The following is a 26,931-nucleotide window of genomic DNA, read 5'->3' on the forward strand; positions in this document are numbered from 1 at the left end:
ACCCTCTCCCACAGGGAGAGGGGACAGAATGAGCCACATCTTGGCTACGAAACTCTACATATATATCAAGGTAATACAGGCAGACTCTAAACTTGAATTCAGCACGGTACGGCTCCCTCTCCCTGTGGGAGAGGGTTGGGGTGAGGGGAGATTGTTACTTCACACCCGGCACACCATGCTGGCTGAACCACGCCAACATACGCTGCCAACCGTCGGCGGAAGCCTCTGCGTTATAGCTTGGCCGGTAATCGGCGTGGAAAGCGTGGCCCGCTTCGGGATACACCACGATTTCCGCATCGGCATTGGCCGCACGGATTGCCTGGCGCATGGTTTCCACCGTTTCTTGTGGAATGCTGCCGTCCTGACCCCCGTATAAACCGAGTACCGGCGCCGAAAGACCGATGGCGATATCAACCGGATGCTTGGGCGAATTCAGGGTTTTCTCCCCCACCAGCTTGCCATACCAGGCCACCGCCGCCTTCAGTTGCGGGTTATGCGCGGCATACAGCCAGGTGATACGTCCACCCCAACAAAAGCCGGTGATCGCCAACTTGCTGGCGTCGCCGCTGTGGCGCGTTGCCCAATGCGCAGCGTGGTCCAGATCGGCCAGAACCTGGCTGTCTGGCACTTTGCTGACCAGGTTTTTTACCAACTCACTGACTTCGCTGTACTCTCTGGCATCTCCCTGGCGGAAATAGAGTTCTGGAGCGATGGCCAGATAACCCTGTTTCGCCAGGCGACGGCACAAATCCTGAATGTGTTCATGCACGCCAAAGATTTCCTGCACCACCAACACGATCGGGAATGGCCCCTGATGGTGGGCCGGTTTGGCGATATAGGCTGGCAGATCGTCCCCTTGCGATGGGATGGTGGTTTCCCCTACGTGAATATCCTGTTCATCGGTCAGGATAGTCGAGGTAGCCAACGGTGCGACGGCCGGGGTGAATCCCCCTTTGGCCTGTTTTAATGTCATTTGTTGTTCTGTTTTCATTGATTGCAGGCTCCATGCGTTAGAGAAAAAAGCGCGGCAGTTAACTATAGGCAGATTACCGCTTATTGGCACGGCATGGCGAATTTTTGCTCAGGGCGGAAGCATGCCAGCATGAGCAGCATGCAGCGCCTCTACGAAGTAATTGGGTTAAACTTGGTGGAGATTTAGTCTCTTACTGAATTTTGATGTGACCTTAATCACACAAATAATGTAGATGAATGTCTGTTTCTTTGTTCAAAGTGATTATCGTCACGAAATTTGCCAGCAATTTTCAGTAGAGTAGTTATTTGTTCCTCCCAAAAACCGTATCTATGAGGAGTCCCCATGTCTCAGTCTGACGTTTTCCACCTCGGTCTCACTAAAAACGATCTGCAAGGCGCCACTTTGGCCATCGTCCCTGGCGATCCGCAGCGTGTAGAGAAAATCGCCAAGCTGATGGAAAACCCGGTACACCTGGCTTCCCACCGCGAATTTACCTCTTGGCGTGCCGAACTGGATGGCAAAGCGGTGGTCGTGTGTTCAACCGGTATCGGTGGCCCGTCTACCTCTATTGCCGTTGAAGAGTTGGCACAGCTGGGTATCCGTACCTTCCTGCGCATCGGTACGACCGGCGCCATTCAGTCCAATATCAACGTGGGCGACGTGCTGGTCACTACCGCTGCCGTCCGTCTTGATGGTGCCAGCCTGCACTTTGCCCCGATGGAATTCCCGGCAGTGGCGGACTTTGCCTGTACTACGGCGCTGGTTGAAGCCGCCAAGGCCAGTGGCGCGACCACGCATATCGGCGTCACCGCCTCTTCCGATACCTTCTACCCAGGCCAGGAACGTTACGACACCTATTCCGGCCGTGTAGTGAACCGCTTTAAAGGTTCCATGGAAGAGTGGCAGTCGATGGGTGTGATGAACTATGAAATGGAATCCGCCACCTTGCTGACCATGTGTGCCAGCCAGGGCCTGCGTGCGGGGATGGTTGCCGGTGTGATCGTTAACCGCACCCAGCAAGAGATCCCAAATGCAGAAACCATGAAGAAGACCGAAAGCCAGGCGGTGCAAATCGTCGTTGAGGCGGCTCGCCGTCTGCTGTAATCCTAGTTAAAAGTAGGCCGTTTGAGACTACTGACAAATCTTCGCTGGTCTCACATGTTGGGGCGTTACATGCTGCGCCAACCTTAATAATCAGTGGGTTGGCCAGGGTCGAACATGTTCGACCCCTACAAATTCAGCAACATTGCCACTTTGTCATCAATCTGAAGCGGGCCGTTTGACGGCCCGTTTCTCCATCTGTTACGGTTATCCCCCCCTACGTCATACTGCTGGCCTGCCGTTGTTGGTGTTTTCCGATTACCGGCTGGTGTGGCGGTCTATCCCAAGACAATCAATATAAGGACGTCTAATGACCACTCAGATTTCACTCCATCCCTCACTTGCGCCGCTAGACGGTGGTATCAATTTCCGTGATTTAGGCGGTAACACCGTGGCCGATGGTCGCCGTATCAAACGCGGGCTGCTGTTTCGTTCCGGCGCTCTGGATCGGTTGAGCGAAAACGACTGTAGCTACCTGGCCAAGATGCCGATGCGCTCGGTGCTGGATTACCGTGATATTGACGAAGTGCAGGCCAAACCGGACGTGTTATGGGCGGGAGCCGATTATTATCACGTGCCAGCCAACCCGCTGAGCAGTGAAGTCAACGCCAACCTGGATAAACTCACTGACGAGACGCTGGCCAAGTTTGATGCCCGGGCCTTTATGCTGGAGCTGTATCGCCGCTTGCCATTCAATAACGCTGCCTATCGCCAACTGGCGCAGCTGTTGGCCCAGCCTGAAGGTGGTGCGATTGTGCAGCACTGCGCAGTAGGCAAAGACCGCACCGGCGTCGGTTCTGCGATGGTACTGCTGGCTCTGGGGGCGGATGAGGCCACGGTGATGGAAGACTATCTGCTAACGCAAATCACGCTGGCGAGCTTCCGTGATCATATGTTGGAACAGCTCTCTAGCCGGTTGAACGACGCCTCGGTAGCGCAGTTTGCCTATGTACTCGGTGCTCGTGAAGAGTTTCTGGTCACCGCGCTGGGCTGCATTCGTCAGCAATATGGCTCTGCCGATCGCTGGTTGGAGGCCGAATATGGGCTGGGGCAAAGCCAGCGCGAGGCAATCCAGGCGTTCTATCTCGAATAATGGCAGCATGTTTAGCTCAGGTTTAACCCGCGCAGCAGGGCATTGCGTATCCTTGGATCAGGATCCATTCCCTAGGGGAGAAAATCATTGAGCCTCAATGACATCATTGACTGGGTTGGGGAAGTGGTGCGCCAGCATCAAGCCTGGGCGATACCGATCGTCTTCTTCCTGGCCTTTGGCGAGTCGTTGGCATTTCTTTCTTTGCTGTTGCCTGCAACGGTTATTCTGCTGGGGCTGGGGGCACTGATTGGCGAGAGCGGCATTGCTTTCTGGCCGATTTGGGCGGCCGCCGCTGCGGGTGCCTTCTTTGGTGACTGGCTCTCCTATTGGGTTGGTTATCACTATCAGCAGCGTGTAGCCCATATGTGGCCGCTGTCACGTAATCCACAGTTGCTGGTACGTGGCCATGCGTTTTTTGAGCGCTGGGGCGTGCTGGGCATCTTCTTTGGCCGCTTCTTCGGGCCGTTGCGTGCCGTGGTGCCGCTGGTGGGTGGCATTTGTGCCATGCCGCAAGCCTCGTTCCAGATTGCCAACGTGGCCTCGGCGATGGTCTGGGCCTTCGGCATCCTGGCTCCAGGAGCCTTTGGCATCAAATGGCTTACCCAGTGGATAGGTTGAACCCATTCTCAATAGTAGGGGCGCTGCATGCTGCGCCCTTCTTTATCTGGCCACAACCGGATGCTTTTTAAATTATTTGGGATAGAGTGAGAAATTGATCACGAATTTATCCTTATCTGGCGATTTTTAATTCCCTTATTTTTTCAGCAGTGTTACTTTCCTAACAAGTGGATTGTTACTGTGAATAAACAGGCAAAACCCAAACCCGTCGACAAACTAATGTCATGGGTTTGGGTTTTTTTTTGCCTCTAATTTACCGGGCGATCGACAAATGATTAAAAAATAGTCCTGTAGGCATCATTTTTCACTAAGGAATAGTCAATGAAAATTAAAACCTGGTTGCTGGCCTCTGTCCTTGCCGTTTCCTCTGCTGCGGCCTTCAGCGTATCTGCGGCGGAAAGCGACAGCGTGGATATTTATTTTGCCCGCCACGGTAAAACACTGCTCAATACCTACGATCGGGTGCAGGGCTGGGCTGACTCACCGCTGACACCGGTCGGGATCGAAACCGCGCGCTATCTGGGTGCCGGGCTGAAGGGGATCCCTTTCGACAGTTTCTACACCAGTGATGCCGGCCGCCAGCGTGAAACCATGCAGGTGATCCTCAAGGAAATGGGCAAGTCGGATGCCAAGGTCACGGAACTGACCGATCTGCGCGAAATGTTCTTCGGCGGTTTTGAAGGGCGTGCTAACGCCGAAATGGCCGGCGCGGCTGCCAAGAAAATGGGCCTGGCCTCTGGCGCCGAAATGTTCAAGCAGATGGGCGAAGGCAAGATCAGCCTGATCCCGATGGTGGATGCCATCACGCAAAGCGATGACAAAAAAGAGGCGGAAAGCGCGCTACAGGTGAAAACCCGTATGCAGCGTGCACTGAATACCATGGTGCAGAATGCCTTGAAGAACGGTGATAAAAACATCCTGGCGGTCTCTTCTGGGCTATCGATGCAGATGATGATTTCCGATATGACCGATAACCCGAACAAAAATAAGCCACTGACTAACGCGGCGGTGGTCAAGATGACTTATAAAGATGGAAAATATACCGTAACCGATATTGGCGATATGACTTATGTCGAAAAAGGGAAAACGTTATTAAATAAAGCACCTTGATTATTACCCAATAAAAAATAACTAACCCCTCTGCTGGGGGATATTAGCCGAGGCAATAATAAATTGCCTCGGCAGGGATTCTCTATACCCGTCGTCTTTCAAGCTGCAGCGTTGTTACCTGCACTTACTCACCCCAGTCACTTACTAAAAGTAAGCTCCTGGGGATGAGTAAGTTTGTCGCCTAGCTGCAACTTGAAATCCATAGGGTAAATACCTTTTTCGGGGATGAAAATAATGAAACCTTCTGTATTAAGCTGCTTAGTCGCTATTTCGCTATTATCCACCACGGCCCAGGCCAGCGTTGATGATGTGCTGGATTCGTCCTTTTTCAGCGACAGTCATGCTGAACTGTCGCTGAAAAACTACTGGAAGTATCTCAAGGAAGATGCCGCCAACCCTAAGGAAGTGCATAACGCCTGGGGGCAAGGGCTGGCACTGGGCTATCAGTCTGGCTATTTTGCTGACTTTATCGGCGTGAATCTCGATTACTACAGCGCGGTGAAACTGGGTGCCAGTGATTACTTCAATACCCGTGGGGTGTTGTATAACAATGGCCCAGGCAACAGCAAAGAGAATGCCGCCGGCTACAGCAAGGTGGGCCAACGCTATATCAAGCTGAAAGGCGATGTGGGTGGTGCAGCACTGAATGCCCAGGCTGGTTGGCAGGTGTTACGTAACTACGGCGTGATTTCCACCTCCACTCGACTATCCCCTACGACTTACCTGGGATGGTCCGGTGGAGTATCCGGTGCCGGGCTGTCTTTACGCGGCGCGTATGTTGAACGTTCTATGGATCGTAACTCACCCGACAGCCTGCGTTTACAGACCAGCGATGGCCGCTATATCAACCATCTCGCCAGCGCTGAGTTGGGCTATGAGAATAAAGCATTTAACGGCCAATTAGCCTACGGGGAATCACAGGATTATCTGCGTCGTCAGATCTTGCGTGTGAACTACAAAGCCGATGAGAAACTCACCCTGGGCAGCCAGATTTATACCACTCAGGCGCTGGACGACTATAAACAGATGGCACTGAGCAAGCGCAACTTCGATCATAATGCCAACCACTATGCGCTGGATGCCAAATGGCAGGAACCACTATGGAGTGTCAAGGTCGGGATTGCCCACACGCGGGCACCGAAGGGGGATGGTCAGCTTGGCTTCTACCCGCGCCATATGTCCAAAAACTCACGCGGTACCTTTACCTCGATGGCCTATGCCGGTGAAGACTATATGCGTGATGGTGAAACCATGCTGGCAACCATGGCCGAATACCGCATCACGCCGGAATTTACTGCCGGACTGGCGGGCAACGTGGGCCAGTTCAGCTATCAGGGCGCAGCGGTGCGTACCGGTGAAATCAACGTCTTTGGCCGTTGGGCACCCTCCCATCCCAAGCTGAAAAATCTGACGGTGTTCGCCATGGCCGGACCGGGCTGGTCCTATAAGAACAGCAATAAAACGCCAATACTGGTGGATGGCCATTCCCAGATCTCCCATTCGCTGTCCGGTGAGTTTATCGCTGAATACCGCTTCAAACTGTTTTAACCTGTCTTATCAGCGCGGTACTGTTGAAGATACCGCGCTCACTTCATCATAAAAACAGACTGGACATCCATACAGGCTCCCTTTAACGTGGCAGGCAACAGGCGCAAAACGCGCCGGAACCGCATGTTTGACAGGAGGCAGGGTGGATACCAGTTTGGTTTACGGTATTGGTGGCGTGGCGATAGGCTTACTGCTGGGGTGGCTGATCGCCAGCCTGCGCGCGCAACAGCACGCTGCGCAGCATGAAACCGACATGCGCCTGCTGGAGCAGTCTTTGCAGCAGGCCCAGCTTGAAACCACTTCCCGCCAAGAGACGCTGCAACGCCACGAACAACTGCTGCGGCAAAACGATCTGGAACTGCGCACCCTGCACAGCCAACTGGCCGCCGGGCAGGAGAGGCTGCAACAGCTCAACCACTGGCGCAATGAATGCGAACTGCTGAACCAGGAGCTACGGGCACAGCGCGAAGTCAACAGCGCTCAGGAAGCCGAGCTGCGTGAGGTGACCATCCGCCTGGAGGAAACCCGCATGGCCGCAGAAGAGAAGCAGCGGCTGCTGATCAGCAGTGAACAACGCTTGACCACCCAGTTCGAGAATCTGGCCAACCGCATTTTTGAAAGCAGCGGCCGCAAGGTGGAAGAACAAAATAAACAGAGCCTTGATAGCCTGCTGCTGCCGCTACGCGAGCAGTTGGACGGTTTCCGCCGCCAGGTGCAGGACAGTTTTGGCCAGGAAGCACGCGAACGCCATACGTTGACACATGAAATCCGTAATCTACAGCAGTTGAATGCCCAAATGGCTCGCGAGGCGATCAACCTCACCAAGGCACTGAAAGGCGATAATAAAACCCAGGGTAACTGGGGTGAAGTAGTGCTGAGCCGCGTGCTGGAAGCCTCTGGCCTGCGCGAAGGGCATGAGTATGAGACACAGGTTAATGTGCGATTGGATAGCCAAAGCCGTATGCAGCCAGATGTGATCGTGCGTTTGCCGCAGGGTAAAGACGTAGTTATCGACGCCAAGATGTCGCTGGTGGCCTATGAGCGTTACTTCAACAGCGAAGATGATTTCGAGCGCGAAGCGGCCTTGACCGAGCATATCACTTCACTGCGTGGGCATATTCGTGTGCTGGGCCGGAAAGATTATCAACAGTTGCCCGGCCTGCGTTCGCTGGATTATGTGCTGATGTTTATCCCGGTGGAGCCGGCCTTCCTGCTGGCCATCGATCGTGAGCCAGAGCTGATTAGCGAGGCGTTGCAACATAACATCATGCTGGTCAGTCCAACGACCCTGCTGGTGGCGTTACGCACTATTACCAACCTGTGGCGTTATGAGCACCAGAGCCAAAACGCCCAGCGTATTGCCGATCGCGCCGCCCGGCTGTATGACAAGATGCGGCTGTTCGTTGACGATATGTCGGCCCTGGGGCAAAGCCTGGATAGGGCGCAGGGCAGCTATCACCAGGCGATGAATAAACTGAGTGAAGGCCGTGGTAATCTTATCGGCCGGGTCGAAGGCTTCCGCGCGCTCGGGGTTGAAATTAAACGCCCCATCAACCCGCTTTTGGCGCAGCAGGCCGCGGAACAGCAGGACGATGAACTGCTCGGCGAAGCCGACGAGGAGATAGCCTCGTTACCTGGGGAAGACGACGACGATAGCTCCGAACAATCGCATCGCGCATCGCACGGATGATGCCGCTGCAAGGTGGGGTATTACGCCGCTTTCTGGTACACTCCACGACACTAAATTGACTGAATGGCAGGCAGGACAATGGCAGATCAAGCGCAGGAAACCACCGATTTTGGCTTTCGTACCGTAGCAAGAGACGAGAAGCAGGCCATGGTGGCTAACGTTTTTCACTCGGTAGCGGCAAAGTATGACGTGATGAACGACCTGATGTCGTTTGGCATCCATCGTATCTGGAAGCGTTTTACCATCGATTGCAGTGGCGTACGCCGCGGCCAACGCGTGTTGGATCTGGCCGGTGGTACAGGCGATCTGGCTGCTAAGTTCTCCCGTATGGTGGGTGAGCAGGGGCAAGTCGTGCTGGCGGATATCAACGATTCCATGCTCAATATGGGGCGCGAAAAACTGCGCGACCACGGCATCGTTGGCAATATCAGCTACGTGCAGGCCAACGCCGAAGCGCTGCCGTTCCCGGATAACTATTTCGATTGCATCACCATTTCCTTTGGCCTGCGTAACGTCACCGACAAAGACAAAGCGCTGCGCTCGATGTTCCGCGTGTTGAAGCCGGGTGGCCGCCTGCTGGTGCTGGAGTTCTCCAAGCCGCTGCTGGAGCCGCTGAGCAAGGCCTATGACGCCTATTCATTCCACGTGCTGCCAAAAATTGGCGAGTTGGTGGTGAAAGATCCAGACAGTTACCGCTATTTGGCCGAATCGATCCGTATGCACCCCGATCAGGAAACTCTGAAGGGGATGATGGGCAATGCCGGCTTCGAGAACGTCAACTACTTCAACCTGACCGGCGGCATCGTTGCGCTGCACCGGGGTTTCAAGTTCTGATATGGAAATGCCGATGCTGTTAACCCCGTTACTGACCGGCGTGCTGGAAACCTCACTCAATAGCCTGCTGTTTCGCGATCGCAGCATGAAAGCGGCCCGCCAACGGTTGGTGGGCAAAGTGCTGCGTATCGAGTTACAGGAGCTCTCTTCGCCGCTGGTGCTATTGTTTAGCGAACAGCGTGTGGACGTACTCGGCCAGTCTGAAGATAGCGCCGACTGTACGGTACAAACCCGGGTGCCGGTGCTGCTGAAATTGCGCGATCGTCAGCAGCTTTCCCCGCTGATGCGTAGCGGCGAGCTGATTGTCGAAGGCGATATTCAGGTGGTGCAACAGCTGGTCGGTTTGCTCGATCTGGCGGAGTGGGATCCAGCGGAATGGTTGGCGCCTTATGTGGGTGATATTGCCGCGCAAGGGATGAGCCAGATCGTAGGCAAAGGCCTTGGTCTGCTGAAATCCGGCTTGCAGAGCCAGCAACGCTATGTGGCGGAAACGCTGACCGAAGAGTGGCGCATGGCTCCCGGCCCGTTGGAAGTGGTGTGGTTTAACGAAGAGGTTGATGCCACCGTTCGCAGTGTGGACGCACTGATTGCCCGTATGGACCAGTTGGAGGGTAAACGATGACCCCTGGCGAAATTTGCCGCCTGTATTTGATCGTGCGCGTTTTCCTTAGCTATGGTCTGGATGAACTGATCCCCAAGATGCGCTTGACCCTACCGTTGCGCATTGGCCGCCGCTTGCTGTTCTGGATGCCGAACCGTCATAAAGATTTACCGTTGGGCGAACGTCTGCGTCTGGCGCTGCAAGAGCTGGGCCCGGTGTGGATCAAGTTCGGCCAGATGATGTCGACCCGCCGCGATCTGTTCCCGCCGCATATTGCTGACCAACTGACCCTGTTGCAGGATCGGGTTGCACCGTTCGATGGTGCACTGGCGCGTAAGCATATCGAATTGGCGATGGGCGGCCCGCTGGAAACCTGGTTCGATGACTTTGACCAGCAGGCGTTGGCGTCGGCTTCGATTGCCCAGGTGCATACCGCCCGGCTGAAAACGACCGGCCAAGAGGTGGTACTGAAAGTGATCCGCCCGGATATTGGGCCGATTATCAAAGCCGATGTGCGCCTGATGTATCGCCTGGCAGGCTGGGTGCCTAAGCTGATGCCGGACGGTCGCCGTCTGCGTCCGCGCGAAGTGGTGCGTGAATATGAGAAAACCCTGCTCGATGAGTTGAACCTGCTGCGCGAAGCGGCCAACGCCATCCAGCTGCGCCGTAACTTTGACGGCAGCCCGATGCTTTACGTGCCAGAGGTTTATTCCGATTACTGCCGTGAAAGCGTGTTGGTGATGGAACGGATTTACGGCATCCCAGTGTCGGATATTGCGGCTCTGGAACAGCAGAATACCAATATGAAGCTGCTGGCAGAGCGTGGCGTCCAGGTGTTCTTTACCCAGGTCTTCCGCGACAGCTTCTTCCATGCCGACATGCACCCAGGCAATATTTTCGTCAGCTACGAGCACCCGGAAGATCCGTGCTATATCGGCATCGACTGTGGCATCGTGGGTTCGCTGAACAAAGACGACAAGCGCTACCTGGCGGAAAACTTTATCGCCTTCTTCAACCGCGACTACCGTAAGGTGGCAGAACTGCACGTCGATTCCGGTTGGGTACCGCGTGATACCAACGTGGAAGATTTTGAATTTGCCATCCGTACCGTCTGCGAGCCGATTTTTGAAAAACCGCTGGCAGAGATTTCGTTTGGTAACGTGCTGTTGAACCTGTTCAACACCGCGCGTCGTTTCAACATGGAAGTGCAGCCGCAGTTGGTATTACTGCAAAAGACGCTGCTGTACGTAGAGGGCCTTGGCCGTCAGCTCTACCCACAGCTGGATCTGTGGACTACCGCGAAACCGTTCCTGGAAAGCTGGCTGCGGGATCAGGTCGGAATTCCGGCGGTGATCCGTGCGCTGAAGGAAAAAGCGCCGTTCTGGGCGGAAAAACTGCCTGAATTACCTGAATTATTTTATGACAGCCTGCAACAGCATAAACTTTTGCAGCAAAGCGTCGATAAATTAACCGGTCAGATGCAGGCGCAACGCGTTCGGCAAGGTCAATCACGGTATTTATTCGGGGTTGGCGCTACACTGTTAGTAAGTGGTACGATTTTACTGCTGGGAGGCGTAGAGGTGTTTCCTGCCTGGATGATGGCTGCAGGCGTTGTAGCCTGGGTAGTCGGTTGGAAACGCACCGCCTGAATTGAATAAAACCAGGAACACAGTTGCCGTAGTCGCCCCACCAAAAGGGGCATATCCAACACAAAGATGAAGGGTATATAATGCGGCAACTCAAAAGATGCTCCGTGCATTTCAATTGTGAAAGGCGATGGGCATAACCCCTTTATACTAGAGGTAATTGTTATGGGCGGTATTAGTATTTGGCAATTGTTGATCATCGCGGTGATCGTGGTGTTGCTGTTTGGTACCAACAAACTGCGTACGCTGGGTTCCGATCTCGGTGCATCAATCAAAGGCTTCAAGAAGGCGATCGGCGATGACAACAGCGCTGCGCCAACCAACACGACTGAAAAAACCAGCCACGACGCGGACTTTGCGGCCAAGCCTATCACCGATAAGCAGCCGGAAGTCAAAGCAGCGGAAGAGTCGAAGAACAAAGAGCAGGTATAAACCGTGTTTGACATTGGGTTTGGTGAACTGCTGCTGGTACTGATTATTGGCCTGGTGGTACTCGGGCCAGAACGGTTACCGGTGGCGGTCAGAACTGTTGCGGGCTGGATCCGAGCGCTGCGCTCTCTGGCGGCATCGGTACAGAATGAGCTGACGCAGGAATTGAAGCTGCAAGAGTTGCAGGAAAGCCTGAAGAAGGCCGAGAAGGCTGGCTTGCAGAATTTGACGCCAGAACTCAAAGCCTCGATGGATGAGCTGAAGGAAGCCGCTGAGTCGCTGAAACGTTCTTATCACGTCGATAAGGATGAGCCGCCGCATACCATCCACAACCCAGTGGTCACGGATCCCGAAGCTCTGCATGACGGTGTGACACCGGCGGATGCGGCGACAACGGCTTCTGCACCCGTTGCGGCACCGCAGTCCGCTGAACCCGCGCCAGTAGTGCATAGCGAACCTGTCGCTCAGGCAACGGCAGTGGATCAGCAAGCCCCTGCAAAGCAGGCCCCCCAAGAGCCTGTGGCGGATAAATCCCCTGCGTCTCAACAACCTAGTGGCGAACGTTAAAACATGGCCGTTGAAGATACCCAACCGCTTATCAGTCATTTAATTGAACTGCGTAAGCGGCTGTTGAATTCGATCATCAGCGTGCTGGTGATCTTTATCGTGTTGGTGTTTTTCGCCAATGATATCTATCAGATCGTGTCTGCACCGTTGATCGAGCAATTGCCCGCTGGTGCGAGCATGATCGCCACCGACGTGGCTTCCCCGTTCTTTGCTCCGATCAAGCTGACAATGATGGTTTCGGTGATCGTTGCCGCTCCTTTCATTCTCTATCAGGTCTGGGCCTTTATCGCTCCAGCGCTTTACCAGCATGAACGTCGCCTGATGATGCCGCTGCTGTTCTCCAGCAGCCTGCTGTTCTATCTGGGGATGGCGTTTGCCTACTTCGTGGTGTTCCCGCTGGCCTTTGGCTTTTTTGCCAAAACTGCGCCAGTCGGCGTCACGATCGCGACGGATATCAGCAACTACCTGAGCTTTGTCATGGCATTGTTTATGGCGTTTGGCGTGGCCTTTGAGGTGCCGGTTGCCATTATTCTGCTGTGCTGGAGCGGTGTTACCACGCCAGAGGACCTGAGAAAGAAGCGCCCATATGTGTTGGTTGGGGCTTTCGTGGTCGGCATGCTGTTAACGCCACCAGATGTGTTCTCGCAAACCCTGCTGGCTATCCCAATGTACTTGCTGTTTGAGGTCGGGGTGTTCTTTGCCCGCTTCTATGTAGGGAAGCGACGTAAACCGCTAGAGGAAGAAGAGGAAGGCGAAGAGCCACCGGCCTCCTGATCCCCGTAACCCCTCACCCTAACCCTCTCCCACAGGGAGATGGGACCGAACGTGCCACAAATTAACTCCTGTACCTGAATACGGCACCGTACTAGCTCCCTCGCCCTTTGGGAGAGGGCTGGGGTGAGGGGATCAATCGATTGCCGGTTCTTGCTTTGGAAAAACCATGTTTGATATTGGCGTTAACCTTACCAGCTCACAATTTGCCAAAGATGTTCCGCAGGTGGTTGAGCGTGCGCAGGCAGCAGGCGTGACAGGTATGCTGATCACCGGCACCAATGCCCAGCAAAGCGAGGCGGCCAGCCTCCTGGCGCAACAGCATCGTGGCTATTGCTGGTCTACTGCGGGTGTACATCCGCATGATGCCAGCAGTTGGCATGATGAGGTCGCGCAGCAGATCCACCAACTGGCTTTGCGGCCAGAAGTCGTTGCCATCGGCGAATGCGGGCTGGATTTTAACCGCAACTTCTCCACCCCGGAACAACAGGAAGCGGCATTCAGCGCCCAGTTGGCAATGGCGGCCGAACTCAATCTGCCGGTATTCCTGCATTGCCGCGAGGCACACGCACGTTTTGTTGCACTGCTGACTCCCTGGTTGGATAAACTGCCCGCCGCGGTGGTGCACTGCTTTACCGGCAGCGCCGAAGAGTTGCAGGATTGCCTGGCGCTGGGTTTGTCGATCGGTATCACCGGTTGGGTTTGTGATGAGCGCCGGGGCCTTGAACTGCGGGCCTTGTTACCGCACATCCCGGCCGACCGTTTACTGCTGGAAACCGATGCCCCCTATTTGTTGCCCCGGGATTTAGATCCGAAACCGGCATCTCGTCGCAACGAACCCTGTTTTCTGCCCCATATCGTTCGTCAGGTAGCTATCTGGCGAGAAGACGATCCCGAGTGGCTGAGCCAGAAAACTGATGAGAACGCCCGCCGGATTTTCCGGTTGGTCTGAGTTAGGAGAAAACTATGAGCTATGCATTTCCGGGCACCTTCCCTGGTCGCCGTATGCGCCGCGTGCGCCGTCATGACTTCAGCCGCCGTCTGGTCGCAGAGAATCAGGTCACGGTAAATGATCTGATTTACCCGGTGTTTGTCATGGAAGGCAGCAACCGCCAGGAAGCCGTTTCCTCTATGCCTGGCGTATCGCGCATGAGTATCGATCTGTTGATCAAAGAGGCGGAAGCCATCGCCAAACTCGGCGTGCCGGTGATCTCCCTGTTCCCGGTGATTGAGCCTGGCCTGAAGTCACTGCATGCCGAGGAAGCCTATAACCCACAGGGTTTGGTACAGCGTACCGTGCGCGCGCTGAAAGACGCGGTGCCGGAGCTGGGGATCCTGACCGACGTGGCGCTCGACCCGTATACCACCCATGGGCAGGACGGGGTGATCGACGAGCAGGGTTACGTAATCAACGATATCAGCAAAGAAATCCTGGTACGTCAGGCGCTTTCCCATGCCGAGGCTGGCGCAGAGATTGTTGCCCCTAGCGATATGATGGACGGCCGTATTGGTGCCATCCGCGATCAGCTAGAACTGCAAGGCCTGGTTAATACCCAGATCATGGCGTATTCCGCCAAATATGCCTCATGCTATTACGGCCCGTTCCGCGATGCGCTCGGCTCCACTGGTAACCTGAAAGGCGGCAACAAAAAAACCTATCAGATGGATCCGGCCAATGGTGACGAAGCTTTGCAAGAGATTGCGCAGGATCTGCAAGAAGGCGCGGATATGGTGATGGTGAAGCCGGGGATGCCGTATCTGGACGTGGTACGCCGTGTCAAAGATACCTTCGGGGTGCCCACCTTCGCCTATCAGGTGTCGGGTGAATATGCGATGCACATGGCGGCGATCCAGAACGGTTGGCTGCAAGAGCAACCGGCGGTGATGGAGTCTCTGCTGTGCTTTAAGCGTGCCGGAGCCGATGGTGTGCTGACCTACTTCGCCAAGCGTGTCGCCCAGTGGCTGCATGATGATGCGATGCGCCGTTAATATCGGCCGCAGAGACAAAACAGGCACCCTCGGGTGCCTGTTTGCGTTAGAGCTTCTGGAACTGCCGGTTATCGATGCTCTGGTTAATCTGCTTGTTGATCAGATTCAGCAGCAGCATGGAACGGGCTTCACCATCGGGTTCAGTGTAGATCGCATGCAGGCCCTCGAACACGCCATCGGTGATCAACACCGTATCGCCTGGTTGCGGGGTCTCTGGATCCACATAGTATTCTTCACTATGCGTCTGAAGCTCTTCGATGACCTGTAAAGGTATCTGAGTCGGTAACGCGCCAAAACGCACAAAGTGGCTGACACCACGGGTTGCGCTGATCGTGGTGGTGTGAATACGCTCTGGATCGAATTCAACAAACAGGTAGTTGGGAAATAGCGGTTCGCTAACGGCGGTACGCTTGCCACGCACGATTTTCTCCAACGTAATAATTGGGCTCAGGCAGTTGACGGCTTGCCGTACCAGGTGTTCCTGTGCCCGTAAGAGCTGGCCGCGCTTACAATAAAGTAGATACCAAGATTCCATAGTTTCACATGCCTTTCTGTCAGCCGCTAAGCATACCAAAAGCCACTACGGATACCTAGTGACGCAAGTATCCAACTGTTGCCATGAGTTGCAGCAATCCCCCGTAGCCGGCATAAAGTCACACATTTGTTGGCCGGGTTCAGGTATAACAATAGGCCTAAATTTGTGACTGTCACAACATGGCGGGCAAGCCTGACGCTCAATGTGACGTATTTATCATTTTTGCACTGAGGGAGAGACATGGAGCTATTTTTACTGAGCAACGGCAAGCTTTCCGGCGAGGCCGAACTGCTCGGCTATGCCAAGAGCCAACTGTTGGCGATGATTGAACGCCGTAACATCACGTCAGCCGTATTTATTCCTTATGCCATGATCCGTGGGGATTACGACCAGCGGGCAGGGGATCTGGCGCAGACGTTGGGCATCAAGGTTACCAGTATCCACCATGCCGAGTGCCCGGCAGAGGCGATCGCCCAGGCGGAGTGTATTCTGGTCAGCGGTGGCAATACTTGGATGCTGAACCAGATGCTGCATGAAAATGGGCTGATTGTGCCGATCCAACGTGCCGTGCGTGAACGTGAAGTGCCGTATGTGGGCTGGAGCGCTGGCTGTAACGTGGCGACGCCGAGCATTCGCACCACCAATGACATGCCGGTGCGCAACAGCGTGGTGTTGCCTGCACTGGGGTTGTTCCCGGTACAGATTAACCCACACTATATCGATGCCCATATCAGCGGCCACATGGGCGAAACCCGTGATGAACGCCTGGCAGAGTTCTGTGCGGTGAATCCAAGCGAGTCGGTTGTCGCGCTGCGCGAAGGCAGCCTGCTGCACGTCTGTGGTAACGATCTGCGCTATTTCAGCGCCAGGGAGCAGGGCTTCAAGGTGTTCCGCCATGGGGTTGAGATACAGGAATATCAGGATACTTTGGCGCTGCGCTCGTTAGTGCCGTTCAACTGTCATTAATGCGATAACGGGCGCAGCATGCGGCGCCCTTACGGCAGAACATGTTCGCATCCCACCAATTCAGCAACGTTGGCACGTTTTCGTCAGTCTTCTTGGTGGTGACAAGCCAAACTAGTAGCGCTAATGTGGGCAGATTGACTAGAATTTGTTAATCTATCGCTTTGCTGTGAAACGCCTTAAAATCAGCCAGTTAATTAAACGTCGAAGCGCATTGTGATTTTGCTGGTTCGGCGTTTAAATCTTCTACAAATCAATGGTGTAATGGCTTGCATGAAATACCGTGACCTACGCGATTTCCTCTCGTTGCTGGAAAAGAGAGGGGAACTAAAGCGCATCAGCCAGCCGATTGATCCCTATCTGGAAATGACAGAAATTGCCGATCGTACCTTGCGTGCGGGCGGCCCGGCGCTGCTGTTCGAAAACCCGAAAGGCTATGATATGCCGGTGCTCTGTAACCTGTTCGGCACGCCCAAGCGGGTGGCAATGGGCATGGGGCAGGAAGACGTCAGCGCGCTGCGCGAAGTGGGCAAGCTGCTGGCGTTCCTCAAAGAGCCGGAGCCACCGAAGGGCTTCCGCGATCTGTTCGACAAGGTTCCCAAATTCAAACAAGTGCTGAATATGCCGACCAAGGTACTGGGCTCAGCTCCGTGCCAGGAACAGGTATGGCAAGGGGAAGATGTCGATCTCGGTCGTATTCCGGTGATGCACTGCTGGCCGGAAGATGCTGCTCCACTGGTGACCTGGGGGCTGACGGTAACACGCGGCCCGCATAAAGAGCGCCAGAATCTGGGGATCTATCGCCAGCAGGTGTTGGGCAAGAACAAGCTGATTATGCGCTGGCTCTCGCACCGTGGTGGGGCGCTGGATTATCAGGAGTGGTGTCAGCAGCATCCGGGTGAACGTTTCCCGGTGGCCGTTGCGCTGGGGGCCGATCCGGCGACTATATTGGGTGCGGTGACACCGGTGCCTGATAACCTGTCTGAATATGCCTTTGCCGGGCTGTTGCGCGGCAACAAGACCGAAGTGGTCAAATGCCTGTCTTGCGATCTTGAAGTCCCGGCCAGCGCGGAAATTGTGCTGGAAGGCTATATCGAGCAAGGGGAACTGGCGCCGGAAGGCCCGTATGGCGATCACACCGGTTACTATAACGAAATCGATCACTTCCCTGTGTTCACCGTGACCCACATTACCCAGCGGCGCAACGCGATCTATCACTCGACCTATACTGGCCGTCCGCCGGATGAACCTGCGGTGATGGGGGTGGCGTTAAACGAAGTGTTCGTGCCGATCCTGCAAAAACAGTTCCCGGAAATCGTCGATTTCTACCTGCCTCCAGAAGGGTGTTCTTATCGTCTGGCGGTGGTGACCATCAAAAAACAGTACGCAGGACACGCCAAACGCGTAATGATGGGGGTCTGGTCTTTCCTACGCCAATTTATGTATACCAAGTTTGTCATCGTCTGCGATGACGACGTGAATGCACGCGACTGGAATGACGTGATTTGGGCGATCACCACCAGAATGGATCCGGCAAGGGATACCGTGTTAGTAGAGAATACGCCAATAGACTATCTGGACTTCGCCTCGCCGGTTTCCGGGCTGGGATCGAAGATGGGCCTGGATGCCACCAATAAATGGCCGGGAGAAACCCAACGAGAGTGGGGCCGTCCGATCAAGATGGATGAGAAGGTGCGCGCGCGCATTGACGACATCTGGGATGAGCTCGCCATATTAAAAGAACCGACGCTCTAGCGCCAGTGATGACCCGACAGAGGAACGCATGACAATCTTGAGCTGTAAAGTGACCTCCGTAGAGGCCATTACCGATACCGTTTATCGGGTACGTTTGGTGCCAGAGGCACCGTTTTCATTCAAGGCAGGGCAATACCTGATGGTCGTGATGGATGAGCGCGATAAGCGCCCGTTCTCTGTGGCCTCGACGCCAGCGCAGCAAGACTATATCGAGCTGCATATTGGGGCTTCTGAACTGAACCTGTATGCCATGGCGGTAATGGATCGCGTGCTGAAAGAGCAGGCTATCACCGTAGATATTCCGCATGGTGAAGCCTGGCTGCGTGAAGAGGGCGAGCGTCCGCTGGTGTTGATTGCCGGCGGTACCGGATTCTCTTACGCACGTTCGATTTTACTGACGGCGCTCGAACAGCAACCCAATCGCGATATCTCGATCTACTGGGGTGGGCGTGAGCTGAAGCATCTTTATGATCTCAGTGAATTGGAGGCGATTTCGCTGCAATACCCAAGCCTGAAGGTCATCCCGGTGGTTGAACAGCCGGAAGAGGATTGGCGTGGCCGTAGCGGCACGGTGCTGAGCGCGGTGTTGCAGGACTTTGGTTCGTTGGCTGAGCATGACATCTACATTGCCGGGCGTTTCGAGATGGCGAAAATTGCCCGTGAGCGTTTCTGCGCCGAGCGTGGTGCCCTAGAGGCCCATATGTTCGGCGATGCTTTCGCATTCATCTGATTGAATACGCAGTAGTCAAAATGGGGTGGCCAAGTGCTGCCCCGTTTTTATTGGCGCGCTAGAAATAAAAAACCCGCCCCTGACAGGCGGGAAGTACGGCAAAAAAACCTTTTGGGATGCTCCAGGGAGCATCCAATCAGACTCAGCTAGATGCGTTCAAACACCGTGGCGATCCCCTGACCCAGGCCGATACACATGGTTGCCAGACCAAACTGCACGTCGCGGCGTTCCATATTATTCAGCAGGGTGGTAGAGATACGCGAACCGGAACAGCCCAGTGGGTGGCCCAGAGCAATGGCACCACCGTTGAGGTTGATCTTGTCGTCCATGCTATCCAACAGCCCCAGATCTTTAATGCACGGCAGCGACTGGGCGGCAAAGGCCTCATTCAATTCAAACAGATCGATGTCCTGCACGCTCAGACCGGCACGTTTGAGCGCCAGTTTGCTGGCTGGCACCGGGCCATAGCCCATGATGGAAGGATCGCATCCCACCACCGCCATGGAACGGATGCGGGCACGAGCTTTCAGACCTAGTGCCTTGGCGCGGGATTCGCTCATGATCAACATGGCGGAAGCGCCGTCAGACAAGGCGGAAGAGGTGCCTGCGGTGACGGTGCCGTTGACCGGATCAAACGCCGGGCGCAATGCAGCCAGGCTGGCAACGGTGGTTTCCGGGCGGATCACTTCATCATAATCGTAACGAGTGAGTATGCCGTCTGCATCATGGCCAGTGGTCGGGATGATTTCATTTTTGAAATAACCGGCTAACGTTGCAGCGTGAGCACGCTGGTGGGAGCGGGCGGCAAACTCATCTTGCATCTCGCGGCTGATATTGTGCATTTTGGCCAGCATTTCTGCGGTCAGGCCCATCATTCCGGCCGCTTTTGCCACGGTACGGCTCAGGCCCGGGTGGAAGTCTACGCCGTGGTTCATCGGGACGTGGCCCATATGTTCCACACCGCCGATCAGGCTGACCTGTGCGTCACCCACCATGATAGCGCGAGCGGCATCATGTAAAGCCTGCATCGAAGAGCCACACAGGCGGTTCACCGTGACTGCCGGTACGCTATGCGGGATCTCAGCCAGCAATGCGGCGTTACGGGCGATGTTGAAGCCTTGCTCCAGCGTCTGCTGTACGCAGCCCCAGTAAATATCATCAATTTCAGCGGCATTCAGCGCCGGGTTACGGCTCAGCACGGCACGCATCAGATGAGCGGAAAGGTCTTCCGCGCGTACCTGGCGGAAAGCGCCGCCTTTTGAGCGGCCCATCGGCGTACGTACGGCATCAACAATAACTACGTTTTCCATCTTTATAACCTCATGCCGGTTGGCCAGTGGCAATGTCAGACAGCGCTGCTGTCGCCACCGGGTAATAGCTTTCATTACGCTCTGCCTTGGCTCGCAGACCGGCTGGCACCTGATACAGCGCCCCCAAATCGGCGTAACGTTGAGCCATTTCGACGTAATTGGCGGTGCCGATGGTATCCAAGTAACGGAATGCGCCACCGTGGAACGGCGGGAATCCGATGCCGTAAACCAGCGCCATATCCGCTTCTGCCGGGCTGGCCACGATGCCTTCTTCCAGGCAGCGTACCACTTCGTTGATCATCGGGATCATCATGCGGGCGATGATCTCTTCACTGCTAAAGGCCTGTGCCGATGCGCTTACGCTTGCCAGCAGCGTGTCGGTTTTCTCGTCGTTATCTTTACGCGGCTTGCCTTTACTGTCTTGGCTGTAGCGGTAGAAGCCCAACTGGTTTTTCTGCCCGAAACGCTGGTTATCGAACATCACGTCGATCGCATCACGGTAATCTTTGCTCATACGTTCCGGGAACCCGTTGGCCATCACCGCCTGGGCGTGGTGAGCAGTATCAATACCGACCACATCCAACAGATACGCCGGGCCCATCGGCCAGCCAAACTGTTTTTCCATCACTTTATCGATCTGACGGAAGTCGGCACCGTCGCGCAGCAACTGGCTGAAACCGGCGAAATACGGGAACAGCACGCGGTTAACGAAGAACCCAGGGCAGTCATTGACTACGATCGGCGTTTTGCCCATGCGAGTTGCGTAGGCCACCACGGCGGCAATGGTGCTGTCGCTGGTGTGTTCACCACGGATAATCTCAACCAACGGCATGCGATGCACCGGGTTGAAGAAGTGCATGCCGCAGAAGTTTTGCGGACGCTTCAATGATTTTGCCAGGTGATTAATCGGGATGGTTGAGGTATTGGAGGCCAGCACGGTATCTTCGCCGATCAAAGCTTCCACTTCAGACAACACTGCCGCTTTCACCTTAGGATTTTCAACTACGGCCTCGACAATCAGTTGTGCGCGTTCGATCCCGGCATAGTCCAACGTGGGTTGGATGGTTGACAGCACCTGCGCCATCTTCAGACCATCCAATTTACCGCGCTCCAGCTGTTTATTCAGCAGCTTGGCCGCTTCATTCATGCCGAGGGTCAGGGATTTGTCGCTGATGTCCTTCATGATCACCGGCACGCCTTTCAGCGCAGATTGATAGGCGATACCGCCGCCCATAATCCCGGCCCCCAGAACAGCAGCCTGTTTCGGGGCATCAACGTTCTTGGCCAGCTTTTTCGCCTGGCTTTTCACGAACTGATCGTTAAGGAAAATGCCCACCAGGGCGCGCGCTTCGTTAGAACGGGCCAAAGGCACAAAGCTGGCGGTTTCCAGTTTCAACGCGTCGTCGCGGCCTAACTTGGCGGCTGCCTCGATGGTTTTGACCGCAGTCATCGGCGCAGGGTAATGTTTGCCCGCGGTTTGCATCACCATGCCTTTGGCGGTGGTGAAACTCATCGCTGCTTCGATCGGGCTAAGCTTCAGCGGTTCCAGCTTCGGCTGGCGGTAGGCACGCCAGTCTAGCTGACCGTCGATCGCCTGTTGCAGCACTTTCAGCGCGGCCTCTACCAGTTTTTCCGGTGCGACCACGGCGTCGACCAGGCCGACCTTCAGTGCGTCTTTCGCGCCGATATCTTTGCCGGCAGCAATGATTTCCAGCGCACTGTCGTTACCCAACAGGCGTGGCAGGCGCACGGAACCCCCGAAACCTGGCATGATGCCCAGCTTGGTTTCCGGCAGGCCGATACGTGCATCTGGAGAGGCGATACGGAAATCGGTCGCCAGGATACATTCGCAGCCGCCGCCTAACGCATAACCGTTAATGGCGGCAATGGTCGGCACCGGCAAATCTTCCAACCGGTTGAAGATGCTATTGGCAAACACCAGCCATTCATGCAGTTTTTCAGCCGGGGCGGCAAACAGCGAGAGGAACTCGGTGATGTCGGCTCCCACGATGAATGCGGATTTGTCAGAGCGCAGCAGCAGCCCTTTCAGCTCGGTTTGCTGTTCTAGCACCTCGAGTGCGGCACCCAGGCTGGCAACGGTGCTGGTATCCAGCTTGTTGATTGGGCCTGGTGCGTTGAACACCAGCTCGGCGATGCCGTTGTCGAGCCAGTGTACTTGTAATGTTTCGCCTTGGTAGAGCATGTCGATCTCCTGAATCAGCGCAGATGATCTGGTATGACCAGATGATGAGGAGTGTGGTTTTTATGTTAATAAATTGCAAATAATAGATTGCATATTTGCAAACCGGATCACAGGGTAGAAAGCTAATTCATTGATAAAAAATCAAGTTATTTTTATGTGTCTATCGGCAAACTTTGTCAGGTTGCGCAAGGATGTAATCTGGTTGCAGTGGTTTGCGAAGCAGGCCTCATGCAAGAGGAGATGGGGTTGGAGCATGGGATCAGTGTGTTAAGATGGCTCATTCCGTTCTGAGGCATAAGGGTATTGTGATGGAAACGCTGGCTTCTTTGTACAACGACCACCTGGCAACACTGCAACAACGAGCTCGTGAAGTATTAGAGCGTAACAAACTGGATGCGTTGCTGATCCATTCAGGAGAACTGCAACGCGTCTTCCTGGACGATCACCATTATCCGTTTAAAGTGAACGCCAACTTCAAAGCGTGGGTGCCGGTAACGTCGGTACCGAACTGCTGGCTGTGGGTGGACGGCGTTAACAAACCAAAGCTGTGGTTCTACTCCCCGGTGGATTACTGGCATAGCGTTGAACCACTGCCCAGCAGTTTCTGGACCAAATCCATCGACCTGCTGCCGCTGGCCAATGCCGACGATATCGCCAGCCAACTGCCGCAGCAACGCGAGCGTGTGGGCTATATCGGTTATGCACAGCAACGCGCGCTCTCTCTTGGTATTGCGGCCGAAAACATCAACCCGCAAGCGGTGCTGAATTTCCTCGATTTCCGTCGCTCAATCAAAACCGGCTATGAGCTGGCCTGCATGCGCGAAGCGCAGAAAACGGCGGTGATGGGGCATCGCGCCGCTCATGAAGCCTTCCAATCAGGCATGAGCGAGTTCGATATCAATCTGGCCTATCTGACCGCCACTGGCCACCGTGATACCAACGTGCCTTATGACAACATCGTGGCCCTGAATGAGCATGCGGCGGTGCTGCATTACACCAAGCTGGATCATCAGCCGCCAGCCGAAGCCCGCAGCTTCCTGATCGATGCGGGGGCTGAATACAATGGCTACGCCGCCGACCTGACTCGCACCTATGCGGGCCAGAGCGATAATGCGTTTGCCCATCTGGTGAAAGATCTTAATAGTGAACAGCTTGCGCTGATTGATACCATGAAAGCCGGGGTGCGCTACACGGATTATCATGTCCAGATGCATCAACGTATCGCCAAGCTGTTGAAAAATCATAAGCTGGTCACTGGCATCAGTGAAGAGGCGATGGTTGAACAAGGCATTACCTGCCCGTTCTTGCCGCATGGTCTGGGTCATCCACTGGGTTTGCAAGTGCATGATGCTGCAGGTTTTATGCAGGATGAGAATGGCACTCATCTTGCCGCTCCGGCAAAATATCCGTTCCTGCGTTGCACGCGTATTATGCAGCCTGGCATGGTGCTGACTATTGAACCGGGCCTGTATTTCATTGAGTCCCTGTTGGCCCCTTGGCGTAGTGGCGAATTCAGTAAGCACTTCGCCTGGGATCGCATCGACGCGCTGAAACCTTACGGCGGTATCCGCATTGAGGACAATATCGTGATCCATGAAAAGCGTATTGAGAATATGACGCGCGATCTGAACCTGGCCTGATGCAGCCTTACCCCATTCCTGGCGCTGTGATCAGCGTCAGCGAAGAGATAAAGAAAAGCCGCTTCATTACGCTGCTGGCGCCAACCTGCGGGGTAGAGGCGGCAAAAGCCTTTGTCCAGCAGATACGCGAAGAGCATCCAACGGCTCGGCACCACTGCTGGGCCTTTGTTGCCGGTGCGCCTGATGATTCGCAGCAACTGGGGTTCTCTGATGATGGGGAACCTTCTGGTACTGCGGGTAAGCCGATCCTGGCGCAGCTTATGGGCAGTGGGATGGGTGAAATAACCGCAGTGGTAGTGCGCTACTATGGCGGGATCAAGCTGGGGACCGGTGGCTTGGTGCGTGCATACGGCAGCGGTGTACAACAGGCACTGAAGCAGTTGGTTGTCAGCTATAAAGTGCCGCAGCTCGAATATACCTTGCAGTGCGACTATGCTCAGCTGGCGCTGATAGAAAATTTGCTACAGCTTAGTGAAGGGCAGATTGTGCATGGGGAATATGGTGCCGCCGTGGTGTTGCATCTCGCGTTACCGGCCACGGGCATTGAGGCATTCGGGAATAAATTACGCGATCTCAGCCGCGGAAGTTTGCAATTAGTCCCTATATCGCAATAATCCCCACCAACTGAATTGTTAAGGATCGTGCTGAAATGCATTTTCGCGCCATAACCCGTATCGTGGGTCTGCTGGTTATCCTGTTTTCCGGGACAATGTTTATTCCTGGCCTGGTGGCATTGATATACCGTGACGGAGCGGGGCGGGCATTCAGCCAGACCTTCTTTGTGGCCGTGACCATTGGCTTGATGCTGTGGTGGCCAAACCGTAAACAGAAGCATGAATTAAAACCGCGTGAGGGTTTCCTCATCGTGGTGTTGTTCTGGACCGTGTTGGGCAGCGTGGGGGCATTGCCTTTCCTGTTTTCCGAACGGCCCAACCTTTCTCTGACGGACGCCTTTTTTGAATCCTTCTCTGGTTTAACCACCACCGGTGCGACCACCCTGGTAGGGTTAGACTCATTACCCAAAGCCATTTTGTTCTACCGCCAGATGCTGCAATGGATGGGGGGGATGGGGATCATCGTCTTGGCTGTCGCGATACTGCCTATTCTCGGCGTCGGGGGTATGCAGCTCTACCGTGCGGAAATGCCTGGCCCCTTGAAAGACAATAAAATGCGTCCACGTATTGCCGAAACGGCCAAAACCCTGTGGCTGATTTACGTCTTGCTGACGGTAGCCTGTGCGTTGGCGTTGTGGGGCGCCGGAATGTCGGTGTTCGATGCTATCGGCCATAGTTTTTCAACTATCGCTATTGGTGGTTTCTCTACGCACGATGCTAGCGTGGGTTACTTCGCCAGTCCGACCATCAACACCATCATCGCCGTTTTCCTGCTGATCTCCGGCTGTAACTACGGCCTGCACTTTGCCTTACTCAGCGGGCGTAGTTTGAAAGTGTACTGGCGCGATCCAGAATTTCGCATGTTTATTGCCGTACAGTTCACCTTGGTGGCGGTGTGTACCGTCGTGTTGTGGTGGCACGGTATATATAGAAGCGGCATGGAAACCCTTAATCAGGCTTTCTTCCAGGTCGTATCAATGGCCACCACCGCAGGCTTCACCACCGACAGTATTGCCAAATGGCCGCTGTTCCTGCCAATGCTGCTGCTCTGCTCTGCCTTTATCGGTGGTTGTGCAGGTTCAACCGGCGGTGGCTTGAAGGTGATCCGTATCTTGCTGTTGTATCTGCAAGGGTCGCGAGAGTTGAAACGGTTAGTGCATCCGAATGCGGTTTACACCATCAAGCTGGGTAACCGCGCGTTGCCTGAACGTATCCTTGAAGCCGTGTGGGGATTCTTCTCCGCCTATGCACTGGTATTCATCGTCAGCATGCTGGCCATTATTGCCACCGGTGTGGATGAGTTCTCAGCCTTTGCCGCGGTAACGGCTACGCTTAACAACCTGGGGCCAGGCCTCGGTGTTGTCGCCGATAACTTTACTACCATGCCGCCACCGGCCAAGTGGGTGCTGGTCTTGACCATGCTGTTTGGTCGTCTGGAAGTGTTTACGCTGCTGGTTCTCTTCACACCGACCTTCTGGCGTGAGTAATTCTTTCTACCCTATGGATTTCAAGCTGCAGCTAGGCGACAAGCTTGCTCATCCCCAGGAGCTTACGTTTTAGTAAGTGACTGGGGTGAGCAAGTGCAGGTAACAACGCTGCAGCTTGAAAGACGACGGGTATATAACAGGGGTAACGCCATGAAGGCATTGATTCTCTATTCGAGCCGCGACGGACAAACTCAATCTATTGCTTCTTATATAGCTAACAAGTTGCAGGAGACCCTGAGCTGCGACGTTATCGATCTGCAACAGGCCGATAATATCGAGCTTGGGCAGTACCAACAGGTACTTATCGGGGCTTCGATTCGTTATGGGCATTTCAATACGGCTTTACACCGGTTTGTGAAGCAGCATGCTGAGCAACTGAATCAAATGCCGAGTGCGTTCTTCGCGGTTAACCTGACGGCACGCAAACCGGAAAAGCGTTCACCACAAACCAATGCCTACACCCGCAAGTTCTTATTGTCCTCACCTTGGCAGCCGAAGCAGTGCGCCGTGTTTGCCGGCGCGCTGCGTTATCCGCGTTATCGCTGGATTGACCGCGTCATGATCCGTCTGATTATGAAAATGACCGGTGGCGAGACGGATACCAGTAAAGAAGTGGAATATACAGATTGGCAGCAGGTGGATCGTTTTTCCCAGGAATTCAGCCGCATCCAGTACGAAAAGTGATAGAAATGCTGCCTTGTGCAGCGTTTTGCCGAAAAAAGCC

At 54.8% G+C, this 26,931-nt stretch carries 25 protein-coding genes; 21 read left to right on the forward strand and 4 right to left on the reverse strand.

Going from position 1 to position 26,931, the window contains the following annotated elements; genetic code table 11:
- Window positions 1-154: 154 nt before the first annotated feature.
- Complete coding sequence (locus U869_RS0100340; protein ID WP_025121830.1) at window positions 155-991, reverse strand: dienelactone hydrolase family protein; 837 nt, start codon at window positions 989-991, stop codon at window positions 155-157.
- Between the two features lie 324 nt (window positions 992-1,315).
- Between U869_RS0100340 and udp the strand changes: the two genes are divergently transcribed.
- From udp to hemB, 14 genes are all read left to right on the forward strand, one after another.
- On the forward strand, window positions 1,316-2,077 hold the full coding sequence (udp, locus tag U869_RS0100345) for a uridine phosphorylase (RefSeq protein ID WP_025121829.1): 762 nt from the start codon (window positions 1,316-1,318) through the stop codon (window positions 2,075-2,077).
- 307 nt (window positions 2,078-2,384) lie between these two features.
- Window positions 2,385-3,167, forward strand: a complete 783-nt coding sequence (locus U869_RS0100350; protein WP_025121828.1) for a tyrosine-protein phosphatase — start codon at window positions 2,385-2,387, stop codon at window positions 3,165-3,167.
- Window positions 3,168-3,254: 87 nt separating this feature from the next.
- Entirely contained in the window at window positions 3,255-3,785 is a 531-nt protein-coding gene (locus U869_RS0100355; RefSeq protein ID WP_025121827.1) for a DedA family protein, read from the forward strand.
- Between the two features lie 321 nt (window positions 3,786-4,106).
- Window positions 4,107-4,895, forward strand: a complete 789-nt coding sequence (locus U869_RS0100360; RefSeq protein ID WP_051588673.1) for a histidine phosphatase family protein — start codon at window positions 4,107-4,109, stop codon at window positions 4,893-4,895.
- A 225-nt stretch (window positions 4,896-5,120) separates the two neighbouring features.
- A complete protein-coding gene (locus tag U869_RS0100365; RefSeq protein ID WP_037408715.1) occupies window positions 5,121-6,443 on the forward strand; it encodes an OprD family outer membrane porin in 1,323 nt (440 codons plus the stop codon).
- Window positions 6,444-6,585: 142 nt separating this feature from the next.
- Window positions 6,586-8,133: a DNA recombination protein RmuC gene (gene rmuC / locus U869_RS0100370; RefSeq protein WP_025121824.1), complete on the forward strand. Its 1,548-nt coding sequence runs from the start codon at window positions 6,586-6,588 to the stop codon at window positions 8,131-8,133.
- A 78-nt stretch (window positions 8,134-8,211) separates the two neighbouring features.
- Window positions 8,212-8,967, forward strand: a complete 756-nt coding sequence (ubiE, locus tag U869_RS0100375) for a bifunctional demethylmenaquinone methyltransferase/2-methoxy-6-polyprenyl-1,4-benzoquinol methylase UbiE (RefSeq protein WP_025121823.1) — start codon at window positions 8,212-8,214, stop codon at window positions 8,965-8,967.
- A gap of 13 nt (window positions 8,968-8,980) precedes the next feature.
- Entirely contained in the window at window positions 8,981-9,589 is a 609-nt protein-coding gene (locus U869_RS0100380; RefSeq protein ID WP_025121822.1) for an SCP2 domain-containing protein, read from the forward strand.
- Window positions 9,586-11,217: a ubiquinone biosynthesis regulatory protein kinase UbiB gene (gene ubiB / locus U869_RS0100385; protein ID WP_025121821.1), complete on the forward strand. Its 1,632-nt coding sequence runs from the start codon at window positions 9,586-9,588 to the stop codon at window positions 11,215-11,217. The genes U869_RS0100380 and ubiB overlap by 4 nt, the downstream gene beginning before the upstream one ends.
- A 162-nt stretch (window positions 11,218-11,379) precedes the next feature.
- On the forward strand, window positions 11,380-11,646 hold the full coding sequence (tatA, locus tag U869_RS0100390) for a Sec-independent protein translocase subunit TatA (protein ID WP_025121820.1): 267 nt from the start codon (window positions 11,380-11,382) through the stop codon (window positions 11,644-11,646).
- Between the two features lie 3 nt (window positions 11,647-11,649).
- Window positions 11,650-12,210: a Sec-independent protein translocase protein TatB gene (tatB, locus tag U869_RS0100395; RefSeq protein WP_025121819.1), complete on the forward strand. Its 561-nt coding sequence runs from the start codon at window positions 11,650-11,652 to the stop codon at window positions 12,208-12,210.
- Window positions 12,211-12,213: 3 nt separating this feature from the next.
- Window positions 12,214-12,984 (forward strand): Sec-independent protein translocase subunit TatC, encoded by a 771-nt coding sequence (tatC, locus tag U869_RS0100400; RefSeq protein ID WP_025121818.1) that lies wholly within the window; start codon window positions 12,214-12,216, stop codon window positions 12,982-12,984.
- Window positions 12,985-13,150: 166 nt separating this feature from the next.
- On the forward strand, window positions 13,151-13,933 hold the full coding sequence (gene tatD / locus U869_RS0100405; RefSeq protein WP_025121817.1) for a 3'-5' ssDNA/RNA exonuclease TatD: 783 nt from the start codon (window positions 13,151-13,153) through the stop codon (window positions 13,931-13,933).
- A 14-nt stretch (window positions 13,934-13,947) separates the two neighbouring features.
- Complete coding sequence (gene hemB / locus U869_RS0100410) at window positions 13,948-14,970, forward strand: porphobilinogen synthase (RefSeq protein ID WP_025121816.1); 1,023 nt, start codon at window positions 13,948-13,950, stop codon at window positions 14,968-14,970.
- 46 nt (window positions 14,971-15,016) lie between these two features.
- Here the strand turns inward: hemB and rfaH are convergent, their stop codons facing one another.
- The gene (gene rfaH / locus U869_RS0100415; protein WP_025121815.1) at window positions 15,017-15,505 is read right to left on the reverse strand and encodes a transcription/translation regulatory transformer protein RfaH; all 489 of its coding nucleotides are present in this window, start codon (window positions 15,503-15,505) and stop codon (window positions 15,017-15,019) included.
- 240 nt (window positions 15,506-15,745) lie between these two features.
- Here rfaH and pepE point away from each other — a divergent pair, with 240 nt between their 5' ends.
- The 3 genes from pepE (at window position 15,746) to fre (ending at window position 18,953) form a co-directional block, all read left to right on the forward strand.
- A complete protein-coding gene (gene pepE, locus U869_RS0100420) occupies window positions 15,746-16,471 on the forward strand; it encodes a dipeptidase PepE (protein WP_025121814.1) in 726 nt (241 codons plus the stop codon).
- A 261-nt stretch (window positions 16,472-16,732) separates the two neighbouring features.
- Window positions 16,733-18,223 (forward strand): 4-hydroxy-3-polyprenylbenzoate decarboxylase, encoded by a 1,491-nt coding sequence (gene ubiD, locus U869_RS0100425; RefSeq protein ID WP_037408714.1) that lies wholly within the window; start codon window positions 16,733-16,735, stop codon window positions 18,221-18,223.
- 28 nt (window positions 18,224-18,251) lie between these two features.
- A complete protein-coding gene (fre, locus tag U869_RS0100430) occupies window positions 18,252-18,953 on the forward strand; it encodes an NAD(P)H-flavin reductase (RefSeq protein WP_025121812.1) in 702 nt (233 codons plus the stop codon).
- Window positions 18,954-19,099: 146 nt separating this feature from the next.
- On the opposite strand, the gene fadA is transcribed toward fre, so the two are convergent.
- Window positions 19,100-20,263 carry an acetyl-CoA C-acyltransferase FadA gene (gene fadA, locus U869_RS0100435; RefSeq protein ID WP_025121811.1) on the reverse strand — a complete coding sequence of 388 codons (1,164 nt, stop codon included), beginning with the start codon at window positions 20,261-20,263 and terminating at the stop codon, window positions 19,100-19,102.
- Between the two features lie 10 nt (window positions 20,264-20,273).
- Entirely contained in the window at window positions 20,274-22,466 is a 2,193-nt protein-coding gene (gene fadB, locus U869_RS0100440; RefSeq protein WP_025121810.1) for a fatty acid oxidation complex subunit alpha FadB, read from the reverse strand.
- A 308-nt stretch (window positions 22,467-22,774) separates the two neighbouring features.
- On the opposite strand from fadB, the gene pepQ reads away from it, so the two are divergent.
- From pepQ to hemG, 4 genes are all read left to right on the forward strand, one after another.
- A complete protein-coding gene (gene pepQ / locus U869_RS0100445) occupies window positions 22,775-24,106 on the forward strand; it encodes a Xaa-Pro dipeptidase (protein WP_025121809.1) in 1,332 nt (443 codons plus the stop codon).
- Entirely contained in the window at window positions 24,106-24,720 is a 615-nt protein-coding gene (locus U869_RS0100450; RefSeq protein ID WP_025121808.1) for an IMPACT family protein, read from the forward strand. Before pepQ ends, U869_RS0100450 begins: the two co-directional genes overlap by 1 nt.
- A 35-nt stretch (window positions 24,721-24,755) precedes the next feature.
- Window positions 24,756-26,207 carry a Trk system potassium transporter TrkH gene (trkH, locus tag U869_RS0100455; RefSeq protein WP_025121807.1) on the forward strand — a complete coding sequence of 484 codons (1,452 nt, stop codon included), beginning with the start codon at window positions 24,756-24,758 and terminating at the stop codon, window positions 26,205-26,207.
- 150 nt (window positions 26,208-26,357) lie between these two features.
- Window positions 26,358-26,891, forward strand: coding sequence for a menaquinone-dependent protoporphyrinogen IX dehydrogenase (gene hemG / locus U869_RS0100460; protein WP_025121806.1), 534 nt, complete (start codon window positions 26,358-26,360; stop codon window positions 26,889-26,891).
- The last annotated feature ends 40 nt before the right edge of the window (window positions 26,892-26,931 follow it).

This window comes from Serratia sp. H1w (assembly GCF_000633355.1).
GTDB lineage: Bacteria > Pseudomonadota > Gammaproteobacteria > Enterobacterales > Enterobacteriaceae > Chania.

Bases quoted from the DNA above. Each gene is read 5' to 3' on its own strand.
- U869_RS0100340 (WP_025121830.1), bottom strand. From the start codon at position 991: ATGAAAACAGAACAACAAATGACATTAAAACAGGCCAAAGGGGGATTC.
- udp (WP_025121829.1), top strand. From the start codon at position 1,316: ATGTCTCAGTCTGACGTTTTCCACCTCGGTCTCACTAAAAACGATCTG.
- U869_RS0100350 (WP_025121828.1), top strand. From the start codon at position 2,385: ATGACCACTCAGATTTCACTCCATCCCTCACTTGCGCCGCTAGACGGT.
- U869_RS0100360 (WP_051588673.1), top strand. From the start codon at position 4,107: ATGAAAATTAAAACCTGGTTGCTGGCCTCTGTCCTTGCCGTTTCCTCT.
- U869_RS0100365 (WP_037408715.1), top strand. From the start codon at position 5,121: ATGAAAATAATGAAACCTTCTGTATTAAGCTGCTTAGTCGCTATTTCG.
- ubiE (WP_025121823.1), top strand. From the start codon at position 8,212: ATGGCAGATCAAGCGCAGGAAACCACCGATTTTGGCTTTCGTACCGTA.
- U869_RS0100380 (WP_025121822.1), top strand. From the start codon at position 8,981: ATGCTGTTAACCCCGTTACTGACCGGCGTGCTGGAAACCTCACTCAAT.
- ubiB (WP_025121821.1), top strand. From the start codon at position 9,586: ATGACCCCTGGCGAAATTTGCCGCCTGTATTTGATCGTGCGCGTTTTC.
- tatA (WP_025121820.1), top strand. From the start codon at position 11,380: ATGGGCGGTATTAGTATTTGGCAATTGTTGATCATCGCGGTGATCGTG.
- tatC (WP_025121818.1), top strand. From the start codon at position 12,214: ATGGCCGTTGAAGATACCCAACCGCTTATCAGTCATTTAATTGAACTG.
- tatD (WP_025121817.1), top strand. From the start codon at position 13,151: ATGTTTGATATTGGCGTTAACCTTACCAGCTCACAATTTGCCAAAGAT.
- hemB (WP_025121816.1), top strand. From the start codon at position 13,948: ATGAGCTATGCATTTCCGGGCACCTTCCCTGGTCGCCGTATGCGCCGC.
- rfaH (WP_025121815.1), bottom strand. From the start codon at position 15,505: ATGGAATCTTGGTATCTACTTTATTGTAAGCGCGGCCAGCTCTTACGG.
- pepE (WP_025121814.1), top strand. From the start codon at position 15,746: ATGGAGCTATTTTTACTGAGCAACGGCAAGCTTTCCGGCGAGGCCGAA.
- ubiD (WP_037408714.1), top strand. From the start codon at position 16,733: ATGGCTTGCATGAAATACCGTGACCTACGCGATTTCCTCTCGTTGCTG.
- fre (WP_025121812.1), top strand. From the start codon at position 18,252: ATGACAATCTTGAGCTGTAAAGTGACCTCCGTAGAGGCCATTACCGAT.
- fadA (WP_025121811.1), bottom strand. From the start codon at position 20,263: ATGGAAAACGTAGTTATTGTTGATGCCGTACGTACGCCGATGGGCCGC.
- fadB (WP_025121810.1), bottom strand. From the start codon at position 22,466: ATGCTCTACCAAGGCGAAACATTACAAGTACACTGGCTCGACAACGGC.
- pepQ (WP_025121809.1), top strand. From the start codon at position 22,775: ATGGAAACGCTGGCTTCTTTGTACAACGACCACCTGGCAACACTGCAA.
- U869_RS0100450 (WP_025121808.1), top strand. From the start codon at position 24,106: ATGCAGCCTTACCCCATTCCTGGCGCTGTGATCAGCGTCAGCGAAGAG.
- trkH (WP_025121807.1), top strand. From the start codon at position 24,756: ATGCATTTTCGCGCCATAACCCGTATCGTGGGTCTGCTGGTTATCCTG.
- hemG (WP_025121806.1), top strand. From the start codon at position 26,358: ATGAAGGCATTGATTCTCTATTCGAGCCGCGACGGACAAACTCAATCT.